At 66.9% G+C, this 18,836-nt stretch carries 20 protein-coding genes; 9 read left to right on the forward strand and 11 right to left on the reverse strand.

Annotated elements, in window-relative coordinates:
* Positions 1-3: 3 nt before the first annotated feature.
* From ACP7CK_RS11645 to ACP7CK_RS11675, 7 genes are read left to right on the forward strand one after another with little or no spacing between them, the layout of a single operon-like run.
* Positions 4-1,350, forward strand: a complete 1,347-nt coding sequence (locus ACP7CK_RS11645) for a TolC family protein (protein WP_419756254.1) — start codon at positions 4-6, stop codon at positions 1,348-1,350.
* Positions 1,338-2,393: an efflux RND transporter periplasmic adaptor subunit gene (locus tag ACP7CK_RS11650; RefSeq protein WP_419756255.1), complete on the forward strand. Its 1,056-nt coding sequence runs from the start codon at positions 1,338-1,340 to the stop codon at positions 2,391-2,393. Before ACP7CK_RS11645 ends, ACP7CK_RS11650 begins: the two co-directional genes overlap by 13 nt.
* Positions 2,390-5,437 carry an efflux RND transporter permease subunit gene (locus tag ACP7CK_RS11655; protein ID WP_421731741.1) on the forward strand — a complete coding sequence of 1,016 codons (3,048 nt, stop codon included), beginning with the start codon at positions 2,390-2,392 and terminating at the stop codon, positions 5,435-5,437. Before ACP7CK_RS11650 ends, ACP7CK_RS11655 begins: the two co-directional genes overlap by 4 nt.
* Entirely contained in the window at positions 5,434-6,048 is a 615-nt protein-coding gene (locus tag ACP7CK_RS11660; RefSeq protein WP_419756257.1) for a dual specificity protein phosphatase family protein, read from the forward strand. The genes ACP7CK_RS11655 and ACP7CK_RS11660 overlap by 4 nt, the downstream gene beginning before the upstream one ends.
* Positions 6,048-6,815 carry a phosphatase PAP2 family protein gene (locus ACP7CK_RS11665; protein WP_421732054.1) on the forward strand — a complete coding sequence of 256 codons (768 nt, stop codon included), beginning with the start codon at positions 6,048-6,050 and terminating at the stop codon, positions 6,813-6,815. Before ACP7CK_RS11660 ends, ACP7CK_RS11665 begins: the two co-directional genes overlap by 1 nt.
* Positions 6,812-7,441, forward strand: coding sequence for a methyltransferase family protein (locus ACP7CK_RS11670; protein WP_419756259.1), 630 nt, complete (start codon positions 6,812-6,814; stop codon positions 7,439-7,441). Before ACP7CK_RS11665 ends, ACP7CK_RS11670 begins: the two co-directional genes overlap by 4 nt.
* Before the next feature lie 31 nt (positions 7,442-7,472).
* The gene (locus ACP7CK_RS11675; RefSeq protein ID WP_419756260.1) at positions 7,473-7,709 is read left to right on the forward strand and encodes a hypothetical protein; all 237 of its coding nucleotides are present in this window, start codon (positions 7,473-7,475) and stop codon (positions 7,707-7,709) included.
* A 38-nt stretch (positions 7,710-7,747) separates the two neighbouring features.
* Here the strand turns inward: ACP7CK_RS11675 and ACP7CK_RS11680 are convergent, their stop codons facing one another.
* The 8 genes from ACP7CK_RS11680 to ACP7CK_RS11715 all read right to left on the reverse strand — a co-directional run bounded on the left by ACP7CK_RS11680 (position 7,748) and on the right by ACP7CK_RS11715 (position 13,370).
* Positions 7,748-8,371: a hypothetical protein gene (locus ACP7CK_RS11680; RefSeq protein WP_419756261.1), complete on the reverse strand. Its 624-nt coding sequence runs from the start codon at positions 8,369-8,371 to the stop codon at positions 7,748-7,750.
* A gap of 66 nt (positions 8,372-8,437) precedes the next feature.
* Positions 8,438-9,304 (reverse strand): prolipoprotein diacylglyceryl transferase, encoded by an 867-nt coding sequence (gene lgt / locus ACP7CK_RS11685; protein WP_419756262.1) that lies wholly within the window; start codon positions 9,302-9,304, stop codon positions 8,438-8,440.
* 105 nt (positions 9,305-9,409) lie between these two features.
* Positions 9,410-9,784, reverse strand: coding sequence for a fluoride efflux transporter CrcB (gene crcB / locus ACP7CK_RS11690; RefSeq protein WP_419756263.1), 375 nt, complete (start codon positions 9,782-9,784; stop codon positions 9,410-9,412).
* Positions 9,785-9,837: 53 nt separating this feature from the next.
* Positions 9,838-10,944: a hypothetical protein gene (locus tag ACP7CK_RS11695; RefSeq protein WP_419756264.1), complete on the reverse strand. Its 1,107-nt coding sequence runs from the start codon at positions 10,942-10,944 to the stop codon at positions 9,838-9,840.
* Positions 10,934-11,845 carry a HEPN domain-containing protein gene (locus ACP7CK_RS11700; RefSeq protein ID WP_419756265.1) on the reverse strand — a complete coding sequence of 304 codons (912 nt, stop codon included), beginning with the start codon at positions 11,843-11,845 and terminating at the stop codon, positions 10,934-10,936. Before ACP7CK_RS11700 ends, ACP7CK_RS11695 begins: the two co-directional genes overlap by 11 nt.
* A 55-nt stretch (positions 11,846-11,900) precedes the next feature.
* Positions 11,901-12,053, reverse strand: a complete 153-nt coding sequence (locus ACP7CK_RS11705) for a hypothetical protein (RefSeq protein WP_419756266.1) — start codon at positions 12,051-12,053, stop codon at positions 11,901-11,903.
* A gap of 12 nt (positions 12,054-12,065) precedes the next feature.
* The gene (locus ACP7CK_RS11710; RefSeq protein ID WP_426026088.1) at positions 12,066-12,731 is read right to left on the reverse strand and encodes a hypothetical protein; all 666 of its coding nucleotides are present in this window, start codon (positions 12,729-12,731) and stop codon (positions 12,066-12,068) included.
* Between the two features lie 75 nt (positions 12,732-12,806).
* Entirely contained in the window at positions 12,807-13,370 is a 564-nt protein-coding gene (locus ACP7CK_RS11715; RefSeq protein WP_419756268.1) for a manganese efflux pump MntP family protein, read from the reverse strand.
* A 221-nt stretch (positions 13,371-13,591) separates the two neighbouring features.
* Between ACP7CK_RS11715 and ACP7CK_RS11720 the strand changes: the two genes are divergently transcribed.
* Together ACP7CK_RS11720 and dmeF are read left to right on the forward strand one after the other, a co-directional pair.
* Positions 13,592-13,867 (forward strand): metal/formaldehyde-sensitive transcriptional repressor, encoded by a 276-nt coding sequence (locus ACP7CK_RS11720; RefSeq protein WP_419756269.1) that lies wholly within the window; start codon positions 13,592-13,594, stop codon positions 13,865-13,867.
* 7 nt (positions 13,868-13,874) lie between these two features.
* Complete coding sequence (gene dmeF, locus ACP7CK_RS11725; RefSeq protein ID WP_419756270.1) at positions 13,875-14,813, forward strand: CDF family Co(II)/Ni(II) efflux transporter DmeF; 939 nt, start codon at positions 13,875-13,877, stop codon at positions 14,811-14,813.
* A gap of 34 nt (positions 14,814-14,847) precedes the next feature.
* Here dmeF and ACP7CK_RS11730 read toward each other — a convergent pair whose 3' ends face one another.
* The 3 genes from ACP7CK_RS11730 to ACP7CK_RS11740 form a co-directional block, all read right to left on the reverse strand.
* Positions 14,848-16,056: a hypothetical protein gene (locus ACP7CK_RS11730; RefSeq protein ID WP_419756271.1), complete on the reverse strand. Its 1,209-nt coding sequence runs from the start codon at positions 16,054-16,056 to the stop codon at positions 14,848-14,850.
* A gap of 239 nt (positions 16,057-16,295) precedes the next feature.
* The gene (locus tag ACP7CK_RS11735) at positions 16,296-17,738 is read right to left on the reverse strand and encodes an integrase arm-type DNA-binding domain-containing protein (protein ID WP_421732055.1); all 1,443 of its coding nucleotides are present in this window, start codon (positions 17,736-17,738) and stop codon (positions 16,296-16,298) included.
* 435 nt (positions 17,739-18,173) lie between these two features.
* Entirely contained in the window at positions 18,174-18,821 is a 648-nt protein-coding gene (locus ACP7CK_RS11740; RefSeq protein ID WP_035306196.1) for a hypothetical protein, read from the reverse strand.
* Positions 18,822-18,836 lie beyond the last annotated feature (15 nt).

Below are 18,836 nucleotides of genomic sequence, written 5' to 3' on the forward strand. Positions count from 1 at the left end.
TTCATGAGACCTGGGGCAAGGCCCGCCGCCATCCTGGCGCTTTGCGCGCTCGCTCCTTTGGCGGGATGCGCGGTCTATGCGCCAGAGGCCCTGACCACGACGCTTCCGGCGGATCCGACGCCTGCGACAATCGGCCGGTTCGAGCGCGACGGTCAGGCCATCGGCGTGGACCTCACCGCTCCGCTGGACCCGGCGGACCTCGCCGCCCTCGCCGTGGTGCTCAACCCGGAGCTCCGCGCGCAGCGGGCCCGCGTCGGCGTCACGCAGGCGCAGGTTTTCGAAGCCGGGCTTCTCCCCGATCCGCAGTTCAGCGCCAGCCTGGACCGCCCCCAGTCGGCGCCCGGCCTGGTCGATGCGCTCGCCGCATCGCTCGGCCTGGACACCTCCGCCTTCTACATTCGACCCCAGGCGTTGCGCGGGGCGCGGGCGGGCGAGCGCCAGGCGCGCCTCGATCTGGCTTGGCTCGAATGGCAGACGGGGAACCAAGCTTCGGTGCTGGCGGCCCGAATTCAGGGCCTGGAAACGGCCCTGACCTTCGCTCGGGAGGCTGAGGCTATCTCATCCTCAGTGCTGAACCGTTCGTTGGGCGCGGTGGCCCGTGGCGATCTGTCGGCGGTCGATATCGAGGCTCGCCGACTGGCGGAGGCTGACGCCGCCGACCGCGCGCGCACGACCGAGCGCGATCTGACGGCGGCGCGCCTGGAGTTGAACGCCATCCTGGGGCTCAGCCCGCAGGTGCAGATCAGCCTGGCCCCGCTCGCCCCGGCCCCGCCTTGCCTGCCGGCGTCCGAGGCGCTCGTCGCGCGGGCTTTGTCCGACCGTTTGGACCTGGCGGCGCTCCGAGCCGGATACGAGGCCCAGGAGGCGGCGCTGCATGTCGCTGTGCTGCAGCAGTACCCCCGTCTCAATCTGTCGCTCAACGCGGCGCGGGACACTGGCGCCGTTCGCACCAACGGAGTCGCGGTCGGATTCGATTTGCCGCTATGGAACCGCAACCGCGGTCAGATCGCCATTCAGGAAGCCACCCGCGAACAGCTCCGCGTGGAATATGAGGCGCGTCTGTTCGCGACGCGGGCCGATCTCGCCACCCTGTCATCCGCTTTGGAGATCGGCCGCAGACAGAGATCTGATCTGCTGGCGCAGGTCGGCCCGCTGCGGACGACCGTCGAAGCCTTCGAACGCGCCGGCACACGGGGCGACATTGCGCAAGTCATCGCCGAAACGGCGCGGCTCTCCCTGTTGGACAAGGAAATCGCTCTGGCGGCCCTCGACCAGGCCATGGCTGAGCAGTGGCGCGCCCTTCAAATGGCCGCCGGGCGAGAGTTGGAGGCCGACGCATGCGCCGCTTGATCCTGTCACTAATGCTCGCCGCAACGCCGATCGCCTGTTCCAAGCCGGCCGAGAAGGCGGCTGATCCCGTGGCGCAGGTTCGCACCGCGCCGGTCGCGCTGGCCGACCTCGACGAGACGATCACCGCCTACGGACAGGTCGAGTTCGATGCGGCTGGCCTTCGCGCCCTCGCCGCGCCCTTCGAGGCCCAGGTGATTCAGATTCACGTTCGGGTCGGACAGTCCGTCAGTGCGGGCCAGCCGGTCGTCACGCTCGGCGCCAGTCCCCAGACCCGGCTCGATCTGGACCGGCTGGCCCGCGAAGCGCAGGTCGCAGAGGCCGAAGCCGCCAGGCTCCGTCGTCTGCGGGCCGACGGGCTGGCCTCGGACGCCGAAGTCCAGACGGCGAGCGCCAACGCCCAGACCGCGCGCCAGGCCAGCGCCAATCTACGGCGTCTGACGCAAGGGGGACGGCTGACCCTCACCGCGCCGGCGGCGGGCATCATCGACGCCTTGCCGAGCAGTCCCGGAAGCCTCACCCCGGCCGGAACAGTGGTCGCCAGCCTGGGCGCGGCCGGCCGGCTGAACGCTCGGCTCGGGGTCGAGGTCGAGGACGCCCAGCGTCTTCGGGCCGGAGCGCCTCTGACCCTCACGGGTCTGCACGATCAGGGCGGCTCGGCCGCCTCCCGGATCGCCTCCATCGATCGGCGTGTCGATCCTACCACCCGCCTGGCCGCGCTGTTGGCGCCGGTTCCTCCCGGCGCGCCCTTGCTGCCGGGCGAAGCGATCAAGGCTCAGGTGGTGGTCGCAACACGCAACGGCGTTCTGACTGCGCCTCGCACCGCCATCCTCTATGACGGTGAAACGCCCTACGTCTTCGTCGTCGTCGGCGGCAAGGCGGCGCGACGTCCTGTTCAGATCGGCCTGGAACAATCGGACCGGGTCGAGCTCGTCTCCGGTCTGCGGCCCGGCGACCGAGTGGTGATCGAAGGCGGCCCTTCACTCACGGACGGCATGGCCGTGCGCGAAGCCATCACGCGCCCGACGGCGGCGGGCCGTTCATGACGCGCTGGCTCTCGGGTCAGATTCGCTTCGTCCTGCTGGCGTTCGTCCTGCTGGGCCTGGCGGGATCCGCCGCGGCGTTCCGCCTGCCCGTCAGCCTGTTCCCGCGCATCGACTTCCCCCGCGTCGTGGTGGCCATCGACGCCGGCGACCGGCCGGTCGAGCAGATGGTCAGTCAGGTCACACGTCCGGTCGAACGCGCGCTCAGAACGGTTCCAGGCGTCGTTTCGGTTCGATCCACGAGCAGTCGGGGCTCCGCCGAACTGTCGGTGAACTTCGCCTGGGGCGCGGACATGGTCGCCGCCACCCTTCAGGCGGAATCGGCGGTCAACGCCGTCGTCCCTGACCTTCCCGCCGGCACGCGCTTCGAAGTCCGCCGCATGGACCCGACGGTCTTTCCGGTGCTGGGACTGGCTCTGGTCTCCCAGACCCGCGATCCGGTGGCGTTGAGGGATTTCGCCCAGCTCCAGCTGGCCCCCCTTCTGTCCTCGACGCCCGGCGTCGCGAGCGTCGATGTTCTCGGCGGCCAGGAGAAGGAATACCAGGTGCTGGCCGACCCGGCGCGCCTGCAGGCGCTCGGTCTATCGGTGGAGGATCTGGCCCGCGTTCTCTCCTCCAACAATGTGGTGGTGGCCGCCGGTCGTCTGGAAGACCGCTACCGTCTGTATCTGGTCCTGACCGACAATCAGCTGACGAGCGTCGACGACATCCGCAGGACCGTGATCCAGACCGGCGCCCGCGGCGTGGTCGAACTCGACGACATCGCCGAAGTGGTGGTTCGGCAGACCCCGCAATGGACCCGGGTCACATCCCAGGGGCAGGATGCGGTCCTGCTCAACATTCGCCAGACGCCGGACGCCAACAGCGTGGGTCTCGTCAAGGAGGTTCGACGCAGGATCGCGGCCTTCAAGGCCGAGACCCCGCACGATGTTCGCATCGTGACCTTCTACGATCAGTCGCAGCTGGTCACGGCGGCCGCCGGCAGCGTGCGGGACGCGATACTGCTCGGCGCCCTGTTGGCGGGCGTGGTGCTGTTCGTCTTCCTGCGCAGTCTGCGTTTCATGCTGATCGTCGCCCTGATGCTGCCAGCGGTGCTGGCGACGACCTGCATTGCGCTCGCCCTGTTCGGGATGAGTTTCAACATGATGACGCTCGGCGGCATGGCCGCAGCCGTCGGCCTGGTGGTCGATGATGCGGTGGTGATGCTTGAGCATCTCATGCGCCGTCTCCAGGAGAAACGGCGCGGAGGCTCCGAAGACCAGGGCGTTCTCGGTTCCGCCGCGGAGATGGCCCGTCCCCTGATCGGATCCACCCTGGCCACCATTCTCGTCTTCGCGCCCCTCGCCTTCCTCGGCGGCGTCACCGGCGGCTTCTTCAAGGCGCTGGCCATCACGATGTCGGCTTCGCTGGCGGTGTCCCTGGTGTTCGCCCTGTTCGTCGCGCCCCTCCTGGCTGAGAAATGGGTGCGCGACAGGGACGTCGAACAGGCTGAGCGGGCCGGGAATCTGCTTGAGCGGTTCGGCGGTCGCTACGAAGCCTTGATGTCGCGCGTCCTCGGCCGGCCTGGTCGATGGGCTCTGATCGTGGGGGCCGCCCTGCTCCTCGTCGGCGGGCTCGCCTACACCCGGGTCGGCTCAGGCTTCATGCCGAAGATGGACGAGGGCGGTTTCATTCTCGACTACTACGCCGCTCCCGGCGCCTCGTTGACCGAAACCGACCGCTTGCTGCGCCAGGTCGAGGCGATCCTCCAAGCCACGCCCGATGTCGAAAGCTATTCGCGCCGCACCGGTCTTCAACTCGGCGGCGGCCTCTCCGAAGCCAACGAGGGCGACTTCTTCGTCCGGCTGAAGGCCAAGGGCCGCCGCCCGATCGAGGTCGTCACCGCGGAGGTCCGCGGCAAGATCGAGGCGACCGTTCCCGGGCTCACCGTCGAGACGGCCCAGCTGATGGAGGATCTCATAGGCGACCTGACGGCCGTCCCGCAGCCGATCGAGGTCAAGCTGTTGGGCGCCGACGAGGCCGCGCTCAAGGCGGCTTCGCCCATGGTGACCGACGCGATCGGCAAGATCCGGGGCGTCGTCGAGGTGGACGGCGGCCTGCGGGTCGCCGGCGATGCGGTGGTCATCACCGTCGACCGGCCCGCCGCCGCTCTCGAGGGCCTCGACCCCGAGGCCGTCACCCGCCAACTCCAGCTTCTGGTCGGCGGCAATGTCATCGGCCAGATCCAAGAGGGCGAGAAGCTGGTCGGGGTCCGCGTCTGGACCGACGGCACGCTGCGCGATCGCGTGCGGGCGCTGGAGAGCCTGCCCCTGCGCGCGCCGGACGGCCACACCCTGCCGCTCTCGCGTGTAGCCACCCTGGCCATCGCGCCCGGCCAGCCGCAGATCACGCGCGAGAACCTCCAGCCGCTCGTCGCCGTCACAGCGCGTCTGGACAAGCGCGACCTGGGCTCGGCGATGCGCGAAGTGCAGCGCACGGTCTCGTCGCTCGCCCTGCCCTCCGGCGTGCGCGTCGAATACGGCGGGCTCTATGCCGAGCAACAGAAGTCCTTCCGCGATCTGGCCGTGGTGTTCGTCAGCGCCTTGGTGCTGGTCGGTTTGTTGTTCCTCTACCTCTTCCGCGGCTGGCCGGCGGCGGTGAGCATCGTCGTCACCCTGCTGCTCGCCGCGTCGAGCGTCTTCCTCGGCCTGTGGGCGACCGGCACGGAACTCAACATCTCGGCCATGATGGGCCTGACCATGGTCATCGGCATCGTCGCCGAGCTCGGCGTCTTCTATCTGGCCGAACTGCCGGCGGATCGAAGGCCTGACGCGCCGACCCTGATCGCCGCGGGACGCGCGCGCCTTCGACCCATCCTGATGTCGGCCTTGATCGCCATTCTCGCCCTGTCGCCTCTGGCTCTGGGGCTCGGGGAAGGCTCGGCGATGCAGAAGCCGCTCGCTATCGCCATCATCACCGGCCTGATCGCCGGGGTGCCGCTGATCCTGATCTTCTGCCCGGCCCTTCTGGCCCGTCTGTCGACGCCGTTGCGGGAAAGCCGCCGATGATCATCGAACGCCTGGCGGCGCGACGACGCCCAAGACTGCTGACCCTCCTGGGGCGCATCGCGTTCAGGGTCGGCCTGCTGGCCGCGATCCTGATCGCCATCGTGATCGCCTACGTCGGGGTCACGGCCATGACCGGCAACTTCCACACCGTGGCCGAGGGCGAGGTCTATCGGTCGGCCCAACCGACGCCGGCGGCCCTGAAGCGCTATGTCCGCGAGCACGGCATCAAGACCGTGATCAACCTGCGAGGCGAGAACCTATCGGACGGCTGGTATCAGGACGAGGTGGCGACCTCCCGACGGCTCGGCTTGCGCCACATCGACTTCCGCATGTCCGCCAAACGCGGGATCACCCGCCGTGAGGCCTGGCGCCTGATCCAGATCATGCAACGCGCGCCCAAACCGATCTTGATCCACTGCGAGTCGGGCGCGGATCGAACCGGTCTGGCCTCGGCGCTCTACGTCGCCGGGATTCAGCACAGGGGCGAAGACGCCGCGGAAGATCAGCTTTCCCTACGGTATGGGCACATCGCCGCGCCCTTCGGCAAGGGCTGGGGCATGACGGTCACCTTCGAGGCGATGGAGCCGTCTCTCGGCTTCACCGGCAGCTGATGCGCTTGCCCCTGACCCTTTTGCGCCGCGCCAGAGACCGGCTCACCGTCGCCGCGATCGGCGGCTTCCTCGCGGCTTCCGCCGGTCTCTGGGCCTTCCTGACCATCGCCGGCGAGATGCGGGAGGGCGAGACCCGCGCGCTCGACGAACGGCTGCTGCTGATGCTGCGAACGCCGGGCGATCCGAACAATCCGCTCGGCCCGCGCTGGCTCGAGGAGGCGATGCGGGACATCACCGCCCTGGGCGGATTCACCGTCCTGACCCTGATCGCCGTGGTGGCGGTGATCGCCCTGGCGCGCGCCCGGCGTTGGCGCTCCGCCGTCACCCTGGCGGGCGTGGCGCTCGGCGCCGAGCTGACGAGCGATCTGCTCAAGCTGGTTTACGCGCGGCCACGCCCGGACCTCACCGCTCAGGAGAGCTACGTCTATACGCACAGCTTTCCCAGCGGCCATTCGACGGTGTCGACGGCCATCTATTTCACCCTGGCCGCACTCCTGGCCAGCCAGGTCGCCCGCCGGGGGTCGCGCGCTCTGATCCTTCTGACCACGGGACTTCTCGTGCTGGCCATCGGCGTCAGCCGGGTCTATCTCGGCGTGCACTGGCCCACCGATGTCGTGGCGGGCTGGGCGGTGGGGTCGATGTGGGCCGTGGCGGGGTGGCGGCTGCTTCGCTTCGCCAGCGACCACCGTCTTCCCAAAGCCGCCACCCCGGACCAAGCTGCTTCGCGCGCGTCGGCGCGTTCCACCTCAACAGAGGGTCTGCAATGACCGCGTCCGCCTCCCCCGTTCCCAATCTCCGCCGGGTCCAGCGCATCCGCAAAGGCGTGCTTCTGGTCGCCATCCTGGCGGTGCTGGCTTTCTCAGCCGTGACCCGATCGGTCGGCGGGGAGACCGTGCTTCACGAAGGACTGGAGGCGATCGGCCTGGCGCTGATCGCGATCTGCATCATCGGGCGCGCCTGGTGTTCGCTGTACATCGGCGGGCGCAAGAAGGCCGAGATCGTCGATCGCGGCCCCTACTCCATCACCCGCAATCCGCTGTACGTCTTCAGCTTCATGGGCGCTTTCGGCATGGGGGCGCTGACGGGCAGCGCCACGATCGCCATCCTGTTCCTCCTCATCGCCGTGGCGGTGTTCGCCGCGACGGTTAAACGCGAGGAAACTTGGCTTCGCTCGACCTTCGGCGACACCTACGAAGCCTATGTCGCGCGAACGCCCCGCTTCTGGCCGGACTTTTCCCTGTGGCGCGACGGCGAAACCCTGGAGATCCGCCCCCGCTTCTTCCTCCGTACCCTTCTGGACGGAGCGGTAATGGTGATCGCCTATCCGTTGTTCGAGTCGATCGAGTATTTCCAGGATCTCGGTTGGATCCGCATTCTTCTGTCCCTGCCCTGACATCCCGAGGGCGTTTCAACGGGAGGCCTCCATGGCGTCCACCCATTCCCCCGTTCAGTTCGCGGTCATCCGGCGAGACGGCGACTGGCAGGTGCTGCGTGACGGCAGCGACGCCGGTCATTACGACTTCAGCGTCGATGCCATCGAGTCGGCCCTGGTCCGCGCGACCACGCTGATCGACAGGGGTGAGCCGGCCCAGGTGTTCGTGCAGGACGACAAGGGACAGCTTCGTCAGGTCGATCCGATCGGCGGCGAAATCCTCAACTGAACCCGGCACGCCCGCGCTGCGATCCGGCGCGCCTCCAGCTATGGATGACCGCTCGATTGCGGCTTGCGGAAGCGCCAGTCGCGGTCGATGCGTTTTGTAATCCCGACCAGCTGCAGGAAGGTCACGACCGCGATCGCCACGCCCGCGCCCGCCAAGGTCGCCCCGGTCTCGATCATGGGCGTCGCCTCGATCAGAAGCGGCAGCAGCGTCCACTTCTCCGGGAACGGCATGACATTGACGTTGGGATCCGCTTTCAGATGCGGACAGTGAGCGAGAGAACGATCGACACAGGCGCGGTGAAGCGGGGCGATCGAACCGGCATCCATGACGACCCTTCGGTCCTCGATCTCATGCGGCAGACCATGGCATTTGCCCTGCCGGCGCAACAATCCCGCCGAGGTTCGGCGCGCCACCTGCGTCCAGCGGTCGTCCGGCGCCGTCGGTTCGCCGCACATCGGGCAGAGCATGCCCAGCATGGTCTGCCGCTGCCGGACCAGATGGTTCTTGGAATACTGAGGCCGGCCATATCCCGCGTTCTGGACCTGAACGAGGGCGGGACGACCCTGAACGGTCGGACACGGCCGGATGCCGATGACCGGTTCCTCGGTCCAACTGGTCACCCAGGGAACATCGACCCCGACCGCGAGCGCTGACTTCTTCATGGGGCCTCTGGGTCGCTCCGATACTCCAATCGACGCCGCCGACCTGCGCAAGTCAATCATCAGCACTCATTCCGCCACCGGCCGCCTCCACGCCCGCCAGATCAGCCAGGCGCCGAGCAGCATCATCGGCGTCGACAGGATCATCCCCATCGTCAGGCCCAACGGCAGATTGTCGAGACCGGCGTCGGGCTGGCGCACGTTCTCGAGCGAGGCGCGGATGACGCCATAGCCGAGCAGAAAGAGGCCCGCGACGAACCCGGGTCTGGCCAGCAGCCGGGCCTTGTAGACCGCGAGCCACAGGACGACGAACAGCAACACCCCCTCGAGCCCGGCCTCATACAGTTGACTGGGATGGCGCGGCTCCATGCCGGCCGGGCAATAGCCGTACATCTGCTGGATGCGGGCATTGCAGAACACCATGCCCCAAGGCGCCTCGGTCGTGCGGCCCCAGAGTTCGCCGTTGATGAAGTTCGCGATCCGCCCGAAGCCAAGGCCGATCGGCACGACGGGCGCGACCAGGTCACCCAAGCTGAGCAGGCGAACCTGATGTCGAAGCGCGAACACGACCATGGCCAGGGTCACGCCGATCAGGCCGCCATGGAACGACATCCCGCCATCCCACAATCGGAACAGGGCGAACCGTTCCGTCAGGGTCTCGCCGGTGAACAGCTGTCCATACAGGTCCGGCTGATAGAACAGGGCGTATCCCAGGCGCCCGCCGAGGACGATGCCCAGGGTCACGCCCAGCATCAGGTTGTCGAGCTGTTGGACCGTGATCGGCGGCTTGCCGGGCGCCCACAGCGCTGGGGACCTGGCGATCCGCGCGGCATACCACCAGCCCAATACGATGCCAGCGACGTAGGCGAGGGCGTACCAACGGATGTCCAGAGGACCGATACTGACGATCACGGGATCGAAGTCTGGGAACGGCACGGACTCTCCTGAGCGGCTCGGGATCAAGGGCGGCGGTTTCTTATCGTCCTGAGTGGTGTTTGGTTCGAGGGCGAAGGCGGTTCTGGAGCGCTTTTGTCAGCGGGCTCACAGGAGGCGCCGCGCGATGACCAGCCCAATGCCCAAAGCCAGGACAGACGCGACCACGCTGACAATCGCATAGCCGACTGCAGCCCCGAGCCTTCCTCGCTCACAGAGAAGCAGGGTCTCCAAGGAGAAAGCGGAGAAGGTGGTGAAGCCACCAAGGAGCCCGGTCGTCAGAAAGAGCCTGATGTGCTGGCTAGCTTCACCTCTCAGGGCGAAGAATCCCGCGACGAGACCCATCAGCAGCGATCCGACCACGTTGACGGAGAGGGTTCCATAGGGGAAATCGAGCCCGCCCGCCCGACCGGCCACGATGTTGACTGCGTGCCGCAGGGCGCCGCCCAAGCCGGCGCCGAGGAAAACGATCAGAAAGTTCATGGTCGGCCTCCGTCCGTGCTTGCCTCAAGCCAGGCGACATTTCATCGGCCAGCCTATTCGAGATCAAAATCGGGGGTGAGCGCGAGCAATCCCGTTTCGATTTGGTTCCAGGTCAGCCGAAGCGCCTTCAAATCCTCGGGCGTAAACAGGTGCGCGTGGTGCGAGGCCGCGCGCAGCTTTCCGGCCTGTTTAAGCAGATCGAACACCGCCTCAGGATCGTCGAAACCGGCCTCGAAGATCGCTTGGAAATGCTCCGGGTGGCTCATGATCCGCGCGTAGTGCGTGTAGTCCGCGTGGTCCAGCACCTCCCCTCCCCGATTCTTCCACTTTCCGAGCAAGTCCTTGCAGTCGCACAGCGGCAGGCGCTCATCCGGCCAATCCTCGCCGTAGGTCTCCGCCATCACAGCATCGAGAATCTCCCGCAGGGTCAGCTCGTAGCGGTGAACCAGCGTCTTGGCGCGCTTCACATGCGGCGGAGCCGAGTTGGCCTGGAGCCGCGCCTTCAGTCGGCGTCGCTTCTCGGCCATGGTCAGAAGGCGCCGTCTCGGCCAGTGCGATAGCCGCAAACCCGCAGCGTCGAAGAAATTGCGATAGCCGGCCAGATTGGCGAACTGAGGCATGTCGGTGATCGAGAAAACGCCGACAGCCTCTCGCACGCCGCGCGTCAGCCGCTCGCTATCGGCGAACATATCTGCCATCGCCGACGCCCGCGCAAAGGCTTCGATTTGCGGGCGTTCCGACAGGGCGAGGGGGGCGACGCCTAGACCGCTGTCCGACATCCGTAGGATGCGATCGACGAAGTCGTCCGTCGGCGTCCGGAACCGCTCCAGTACGCTCGGCAGGGCGTAGCCAGCGGCGAGTTGGGCGATGTGCTCGGCGCGGTCGACGAAGCCCGGCGCGAAAGCGGCGCGATAGAGACGGTCGGCCTCCGCCTGGGCCCGCATCATGGCGTCGAGGCCCCCGATGCGATCACGCGACGGCCAGGCGCCGGCCGCCGCCATGGCGATCGCGCTCTCATGCGTCGCCAGGCCGGCCGCGCCATAGCCGCCGGCCGCCCTCATTAGCGCGGTTTCGCGCCGGATGCTCTCGAACGGCTCCGCGGCGAGCCGCGCCGCCTCCATGGTCGCCAACAGGCGCGAGTCGAACAGCTCACGCGCCATCGCCCGCCTCCTTGCGCAGATGCGCAAGCCGTTCCTCGCAGACCGTCGTCGCCAAGCCGCGCAGCACTTCGACCCGTTCGGTCAACCAGGCCAATTCCTCGTCGCTGATCTTGTAGTGCTTGGAGTAACGCGCCTTCACATAGGCCTCGCGCAACAGCTCGAAGCAGCGGCGCTCGAACTTGGTCTCGCGCGGCCAGGCCTCGGCCAGACGCGCGTCGATGGCCTCACCTTTCTTGCGCAGGAAGGACAGGTTATGCGCCTTGCCGCTATAGAGGGTCACCACGAGTAGGACGCAGTGATAGAGGTGCTCGGCTGCTTGATGGAGTAGGAATGCTGCCCAGTTCGGCTGCTTGTTCTCGATAAAGAAGCGAGCGCCTACCTGAGCGCCCGCAGCACTCGTGGTCCACTTCTCGAAATGCTGCTCCGCCTCTTCGAGAGCCACGGCCGCTTTCAAGTCCGCCGGCTTGTGCAGCTTGGCGCCGGCCGTGTCGTGAAGCACGACGCCCTCCCGCACGATGTCAGCGAAGAAGTAACGTCCGCGATCCAGTTGCTCGTTCACGTCATCCAGACTGTGAACGATCAGGCTGACCGGCGTCTTGATGTCGGGCCCGAGGGGCATCAGCCGGTTCTCGGCGTCATGCCAGAACTCGCCGTCGGTCAGGTCCTCGTGGTCCACGACGACCAGCAGGTCGAAGTCCGAGAAGTAGCGCCCGACCGGGTCATGCACCCAGTCGCCCCGCGCATACGATCCGTAGAGGATGACCTTGAGGATCTTGCCGTTCTTCAGCCGTTCGGCGCGCCGCGTGGCGATAGCCTCGGCGAACGCCTCTTTGATGATCTCGACCACCCGGCGCAGTTCGGCCTGCTTGCGCGCCGGCAAATGATCGAGGCTCTTCTTCATCCCGCGAGTCTCCCCGAAGGGAGTCCGCGCCGCAAGGCCGAAACCATCGATTGGATCACGGCTGAAACCACGCCGCGATCGTCGGCCATGCCGCTCTCAGGATCACGGCGATCACGACGGCCGCGACCGGCGCCAGCACGAGCATCAATCCGACCCGCGCCGACCCGTTTCCCACCTTCCAGTCGTCCGGCCACTCCTTGTTGCCCATCCCCCACTCCTTTCAATCCAGAGCGCCGAGGCTCGTCACCACCCAGGCGGACCGTTCCGCCGCATGGCGCGCCTCCAGTTCGATCCAGACCATCTGGCCGACGCCCGCCCCGGCCAACACGTCCTTGGCGATGACCGCGGTGTAGCTTTCGATCGGGTCGAGGTCGTTCTTCTCGGCCGTGATCTGCCGCGCCGCGCTGCGCGCCGGCAGATCGAGCAGCTTGCGGCCCAGGTCGCCGAGACCCTGATAGAGGAGTTCCAGCCGGGACGTGTCGGCCTTCACATCGCGCAGTACGCCGATAAAGCTCTCGGTCTCCCCGGGCATGGGATCCATCGCCTTGATCCCCACCACGCCGACCGGCGGCGGCTGATGGGCCTCGGGCGGCAGATCGGCCGGCGTGCCTGAACCCAAGGCGACGAATCCTTTCAGCCCCGCGAGCGGTTTGCCCTTGCCGGTCGCCGGGTCGAGACCGGCCTTCAGCCAGCCTCCCGCGCCCGCCATCGACTGCTTGACGATGGCGGCGCCGCAGTCATGCCGAGGCCACGGCGGCTGACTGGTCTCGAAGAAGACGCCGCTGCCGCAGGTGCATTGATAAACGAAGATCGCCGACGCGCAGTCTGGACACCGCCACGGATAGATCCATGACCGGCATTCCGGTCGATGCAGAAAATGTCCCATTCATCGCCTCCGCGCTCAGGGTAAGCGCGGCTGCAGAAAACGCACAAGCCTGAGTTGAGAGAAACTGTGCCGCACTCAGCCCGTTAGATGCTCGATCAGAATGACTGATCCCAATGCGATCAGCGCCAGTCCACCGATCAGCTCTGCGGCCTTGCCGAACCGCCCTCCGACGGCGCGGCCGATCAGCATGCCCGTCGTGGTCAAGACGAAGGTCGTCAGGCCGATCGACAGCGCGATGATCCAGATGTTGGCGCCCAGGAATGCAAGACCGACGCCGACCGCCGCCGCGTCGATGCTGGTCCCCACCGCCGTTGCGACCAGCGCCCACGGGCCGGACCGACGGGCGGGTTCGCCCCCGTCCGCCGCCTGGGGCCGGGTCGCCTCCCAGATCATCTTGGCGCCAACAGCGACGAGGAGAACGAAGGCGATCCAGTGATCGATCCTTTCCACCAGGCCCGCGGCCACAAGGCCCAACCCCCAACCAATAACGGGCGTCACCGCCTCGATCACGCCGAACACGGCGCCGGCGCGAACCGCGCCGGCGAAGTTTGGCCGATGGGAGGCGCCTCGACCGACCGCCGCCGCGAAGGCGTCCGTCGACATGCTGAGAGACAGGACGGCGATGGCGCCAGGCGTCATGGGGAAGCTCCACCGGGCACGCGACAGCGCGATCCACGCCGGCCGGGGCGGCGTCGGATGCGCTGGTTTCGCTAGGCGGTGTGACCGCTGATCGGACCACGCGCTGAAACGCGAGTGTGTTGACCCGACCCCGGCGATCGCCGCCGGCAGCTACTCCCCAACAGGAAACGGGCTTGTAGAGCGACTGGCGTGTGAGAACAAGATACTCTAGAGGAGTATTTATGGCCCACACCGTCGCCAACAAACAGAAGATCACCGCCCGGGTCCGCCGGATCGTCGGCCAACTCAACGGCATCGAACGCGCCATCGAGTCCGAAGCCGGTTGCTCCGCCGTCCTGCAACAGGTCGCCGCCGCCCGCGGGGCGCTGGGCGGCCTGTTCGAAGAATTGCTGGAGGACCACCTTCGCCACCACGTCGCTGGGGCCGACCTGAGTGAGGCGGCCCGGCAGGCCGGCGCCGACGAACTGGTCGCCTTGATCCGCCGCTACGCCCGCTGAGAACCCCATGACCGCTTTCGACACCGACCACCTGACGCACGACCACCACTTCTTGGGGTCCTCCCACGACGCCAATGCCCGAAAGACCCTGTGGGTCGTCGCCCTGACGGCCGTCATGATGGTGGGCGAGATCATCGCGGGCACGGTGTTCGGGTCCATGGCCCTGCTCGCCGACGGCTTCCACATGGCGACCCACGCCGGCGCCCTGGCCGTCGCGGCCGGCGCCTATGCCTACGCCAAGCGCCACGCCGACAATCGCCGCTTCAGCTTCGGCACCGGCAAGGTCGGCGATCTCGCTGGCTTCGCGTCCGCCCTGGTGCTGGGCATCGTCGCCGTGGGGATCGCCGGCGAGTCCGTCGGCCGGCTGTTCGATCCTCGACCCGTGGCGTTCAGCCAGGCGACGCTGGTCGCCGTCCTCGGCCTCGCCGTCAACCTGGTCAGCGCCCTGCTCCTCGCGGGCGGCGGACATCACCATCATCACCACGGGCATCATCACCACGACGACCATGACGATCACGACCATGGTCACGGCCAAAATCACCGGGACAACAACCTGCGCTCGGCCTATTTCCACGTCCTGGCCGACGCCCTGACCTCGGTCCTGGCGATCATCGCCCTCGTCGCCGGCCGCTACCTCGGATGGGTTTGGCTCGATCCTCTGATGGGCATCGTCGGCGCCATCGTCATCGCGCGCTGGTCATGGTCGCTGATGCGCGACACCGCCGCCGTCCTTCTCGACACCACCGACCACCACGTCGAGGACGAGGTGCGCGAACTCGTCGAGGGTCCCGGCGACGCGCGGATCACCGATCTGCACGTCTGGCGCGTCGGCCCGGAGGCGCATGCGGCGATCGTCAGTGTCGCGGGCGGCGTGGCCGCAGAGACCATTCGCGCGCGCCTGCGGCCTGTTCACGAAATCGGCCATCTGACCGTGGAGTGCCGATAGGATTTATCGGGGTGTTCAAGCCGCCGCGCAGGGTTCACCGGGCCTCCGTGAGCTGCAGCTTGAACGTTCGAATGAGCGCGGCGGCGGCGTCCGCGTCGATGTCGAGGCGGAGACAGTGGCTGGGCGAGACGTCGAGGGTCGCCCGAGGCGTGACGCCGGAAAGGACGCGGTCATGCGCGACACCGCGCGTCGCGTCGGCCTCGAACAAGGATTCTGCTGCCAGGTAGTGCACATATTCTTCAACGCTCAGGTCCAGGCCCGTGTCCATGATCGATGAGATGCGCTGAAGGTGGTCGATATTCAGCGTGTCCTCGAAGAAGAGCTCGCGATGTTCGAGGTCTTCGGCGACTTCGTTTAGATCCGTCACAGCATGCATCGCCTGATACAGGATGGTGTGCAGCCTCCCGATGGCCGACGTGAAATGGCCGTTGGACTCGTCGTCCCGCATCCGGACTTCATGGTAGTATAGCCCCGCGCCGACGACGCCGTCGGAGAAGGCGGGCACCATGTCCCGCGCCATCTCCATGACGCTCGGCATCACAACGCTCCAGATCCCGCTGACGGCAGGCCCCTGGTCCTCGGTGAACAAGCTGTCCAGACGCACGAGTGTCGCGCGGCCCTGCGCCTCCAGCTGGTGAAGGCGAGCCGCATACTGCGGATAGATCCGATCGCCATTCTCATCCAGCAGCAGCAGGTAGTGGATTTGGTCCATACCAAGCGCATCAAAAGCGTCCGCGATCTCGACCACGGCGCGCCCGGAAACGACCGTGTCCACGAAGATGAACCGTTCGGTGTTGAGCAGGTGTTCCATGTTGTCGTGGTGGCCGACCCGACAAACGACATCGCGATGGAACCGGTAGAAGCGATAGTAGGGGTTGTTCACATCGCCCCTCGCGATCGCCGCGACCACCCGGGCCCAAAATGCTCGAATGTGGGTGCTTTTAAGGTCGGCGACGCCCAGCTCACCCGCGTCCGCCGTGAAGGGAATGTGAATCGTTGCCGACAGGGGATCGGTGAGGCCGCGTTTCCAAAGCCGGAGTCGTTCGGCCGAAGCCACGGCGGGCTTCAGGATACTGCGGCGATAGCTTGCGGCCGTTCGCACGATCGGAGAGGCGCCCCGGCTTGGGACCACTGTGATCGCGTAACCTTCATCCTGAAGGCGGTCGCAGGTTCGCGCGACCTTGATGACGGCGCGGGCGTAGGAGCGGACGACGTCCGGAGTGATGAGGTCGGTTACGGTCACGGTGAATATCTGGGACAGGGGTTTCCGGAGATGGGGACGCCTGGAACCAAAATCAGGGGTCAGTCCGTCGTGCGGATAGACGACCGCCCAGCCTTAAAAGGCGCGGCCAAGTTTGCGCGCGCCCAACCACTGGACCCACCATCGCATAGGCTTCATCCAACGGGCGCGTCAGCTAATCCGCACAACGCTGAATGGGAATTCTGCCCCGTCCGCAGCGAGTTATGGCCGCCGCCCCCTCCTCACCTGGCCACCTGCCGTCGAGGTCGTCGGCTCGGCGCATCGATCAGCACACCCGGCAGTGCGTGGATGGCGACACGCGCTGCCTGCACTTCGAGCCTTCGCATCGCCGCCCTCGGCCCCGAGTTGAGCCGGGCCGCGTCAGGATCGATCGCCATCAAATCCTCCAGCAGCGCACGGCTCGAGCTGTTCAGCCAACGGGTCAGGTCGGCGGGCGCCGTCCTTCCCCGTCCGACGACGCCGCTCAGAACGAACACCGACAGCTTCTCCTGAGCGCTCCGGAGGTGGTCTCGCATCAACTTGGAGCGGGTGATGTAGCCGGGGTTCACGCCCGGGAGGGCGTGGTTCATCAGCAGGTGCATATCCACCTCGGAAATCTGCGCCGCCTGGCCCAGCGTCCGGTAGGTCTGACGCAGATCGTTGCCCCAATGGCTCAGGGTCGTGCGCTTCTCCTTGTGCTCTTCCATGTGTCCGCTGGGGCTGTCGCTCGGGAACAACCAGACCTGTCCGCTCTGCGGATAGATGATCGGCCCGATGCGGCGCAGCCGGAAAATCGATTCCATCATGGCTCGCGACAGGGGGATGTCGAAGGCCTTGTCGGTTCCGCCTTTGGGGCTGCGGATGTGCATCACCCGCTCGCGCAGGTTCAGGTCTTCGACGCGGACGTTCTTGAGCGCCTCCGGACGGCAGCCGGACAGCAGCATCAGCAGGTGGTACTCGCGCCGGATCGGATTGGGCACCGCCGCCAGCTGCTCGAACCAGGCCGGCAGATCGGCCACGCCCATGGCCGTGTCCTTGCGCTTCTCCGGGTTCCAGTCGATCGCCTGGGACGGGTTCTCCGCCGGCAGCGCCCGGCAGGTCTTGCGGGCGTGGTTGTAGACCGCGCGGAAACTTCGCATGGCCCCGTTGGCGATCGACGGCCCGTTGTCGGCGGAGATTTTGTCGTGGCGGTCGGCAAGCAGCCGCGGCTCGTCTCCGATCCTGGACAGGGGCCAGTCCAGCCAGTCGGCGAACAGCCGCTCCATGTGGTCCTTGTAGAGCCTGAGAGTCGCCTTGCTCCGCCCCTTGCGCTCCAGATGCGAGACCCGGAACCGGGACCAAGCCTCACGCAAGGTCGGTATCGCCGAAGACGCGTCAGGCGGCGCAGGCGGTTGTGGGGACGGCGGTCGCGGGTCGTCACCGCCCGCGATCCGGCCGAGGAGGGTCTTGGCCTTGGCGCGCGCGTCGCGGGCGGACAGCTCGCCCACCTCCGCCACCTTCATGCGGATGCTTTTTCGCTCGCCGCCGGTGCGCAGGTCGGCCTGGATCATGAAGCTCTTGGTGCGGCTTCCGATGAGCACGAAGAAGCCGCCGAGGTCGGTGTCGCGGGCGCGATACTGACCGGTCTGGGCGAACGGAAGGCCGATCAGGTTCTTGTCCGTGAGCGGCAGTCTGAGGTCGGGCATGTTGCTAACTCGAAGGCCATTAGAACGGCGTTTTCGAGGGCGTTTAGAACGGCGTTAGAACGGTGAACTTCTCTCGCCGAGTCTGTATCGGGCGCCTGCGAAAAACTACGACGAGTTGCGCACGGCTACGATAAAAGTCAATTAGGTCAATAGCCTGTATCGCGCTCTGGCGGGTGTTCGGCGGTATTCGGAAATGCCGAGAACGGCCTCTCTTAATCAGCGGGTCGTAGGTTCGAACCCTACATCACCCACCATCGTCTTTCCCTTCAGAAATCAGAAAATTCAGCCGCTCTCCGGAACGAGACGGCTGTCGAACCGACTGCGAAATCACGGTTCCGCGGCGTCGCGGGGCTGAGAGTCAGCAACTCGCATCTCGCCCTCAACCGTCTTCGCCCGCCAGCGTCTTGGCTGGCGGGCGTCGCATCCGGCCTGCCCCTAGCGGTAGAGGGCCCGCTCTCGCGAGATGTCTTCACTGCTGTAGGGTTGAGCGTCGCTGTCGAACCGGCTCCAACCGGAGGCGCGATAGGCTTCGCCGCGCGACACGGCGTCGAAGCCCTGGCGGCCGTTCAGGATGGCCTCGACCCGGCTTTCATCGTCACCGTCTGACTTGACGCTGACCAGGGTTCCGCCGCGCCGGACCCCTTCGGCGTAGACATTGGCGTCTTCGTCCGAGTGGCCGGCCTCCTTCAGGGCGCCGAGCAGGCCGCCTGTAGCGCCCCCAGCCGCCGCGCCTATGGCGGCGCCGACCGCCGTCGAGGCGAGCCAGCCTGCCGCCACGACCGGCCCAAGCCCGGGGATGGCCAACATTCCCAGACCGGCCAGGAGACCGGCCCCGGCTCCGGCCAGGCCGCCGGTCGCCGCGCCCGTGCCGGCTCCGTCGGCGACATCATTCTCTCCGTCGCCGTTGCGGTCGCCGAGCGGGCCCGCGCCGTCCTTGTGGGGATGCGAATGGCCGGCGTGCCAGTTGTCGGCGTTGTTGGACACGATGCTGATGTCGTCAGGCTTGAAGCCGGCGGCTTCCAGGTCTGACACGGCCTGCAGGGCCTGGGTGTGGCTGTCGAAGAGACGGGTGACGGTCGCCATTGGGCGCTCCTGAAT

The sequence above is a fragment of the Brevundimonas sp. TSRC1-1 genome (assembly GCF_049898245.1).
Lineage (GTDB): Bacteria > Pseudomonadota > Alphaproteobacteria > Caulobacterales > Caulobacteraceae > Brevundimonas > Brevundimonas mediterranea_A.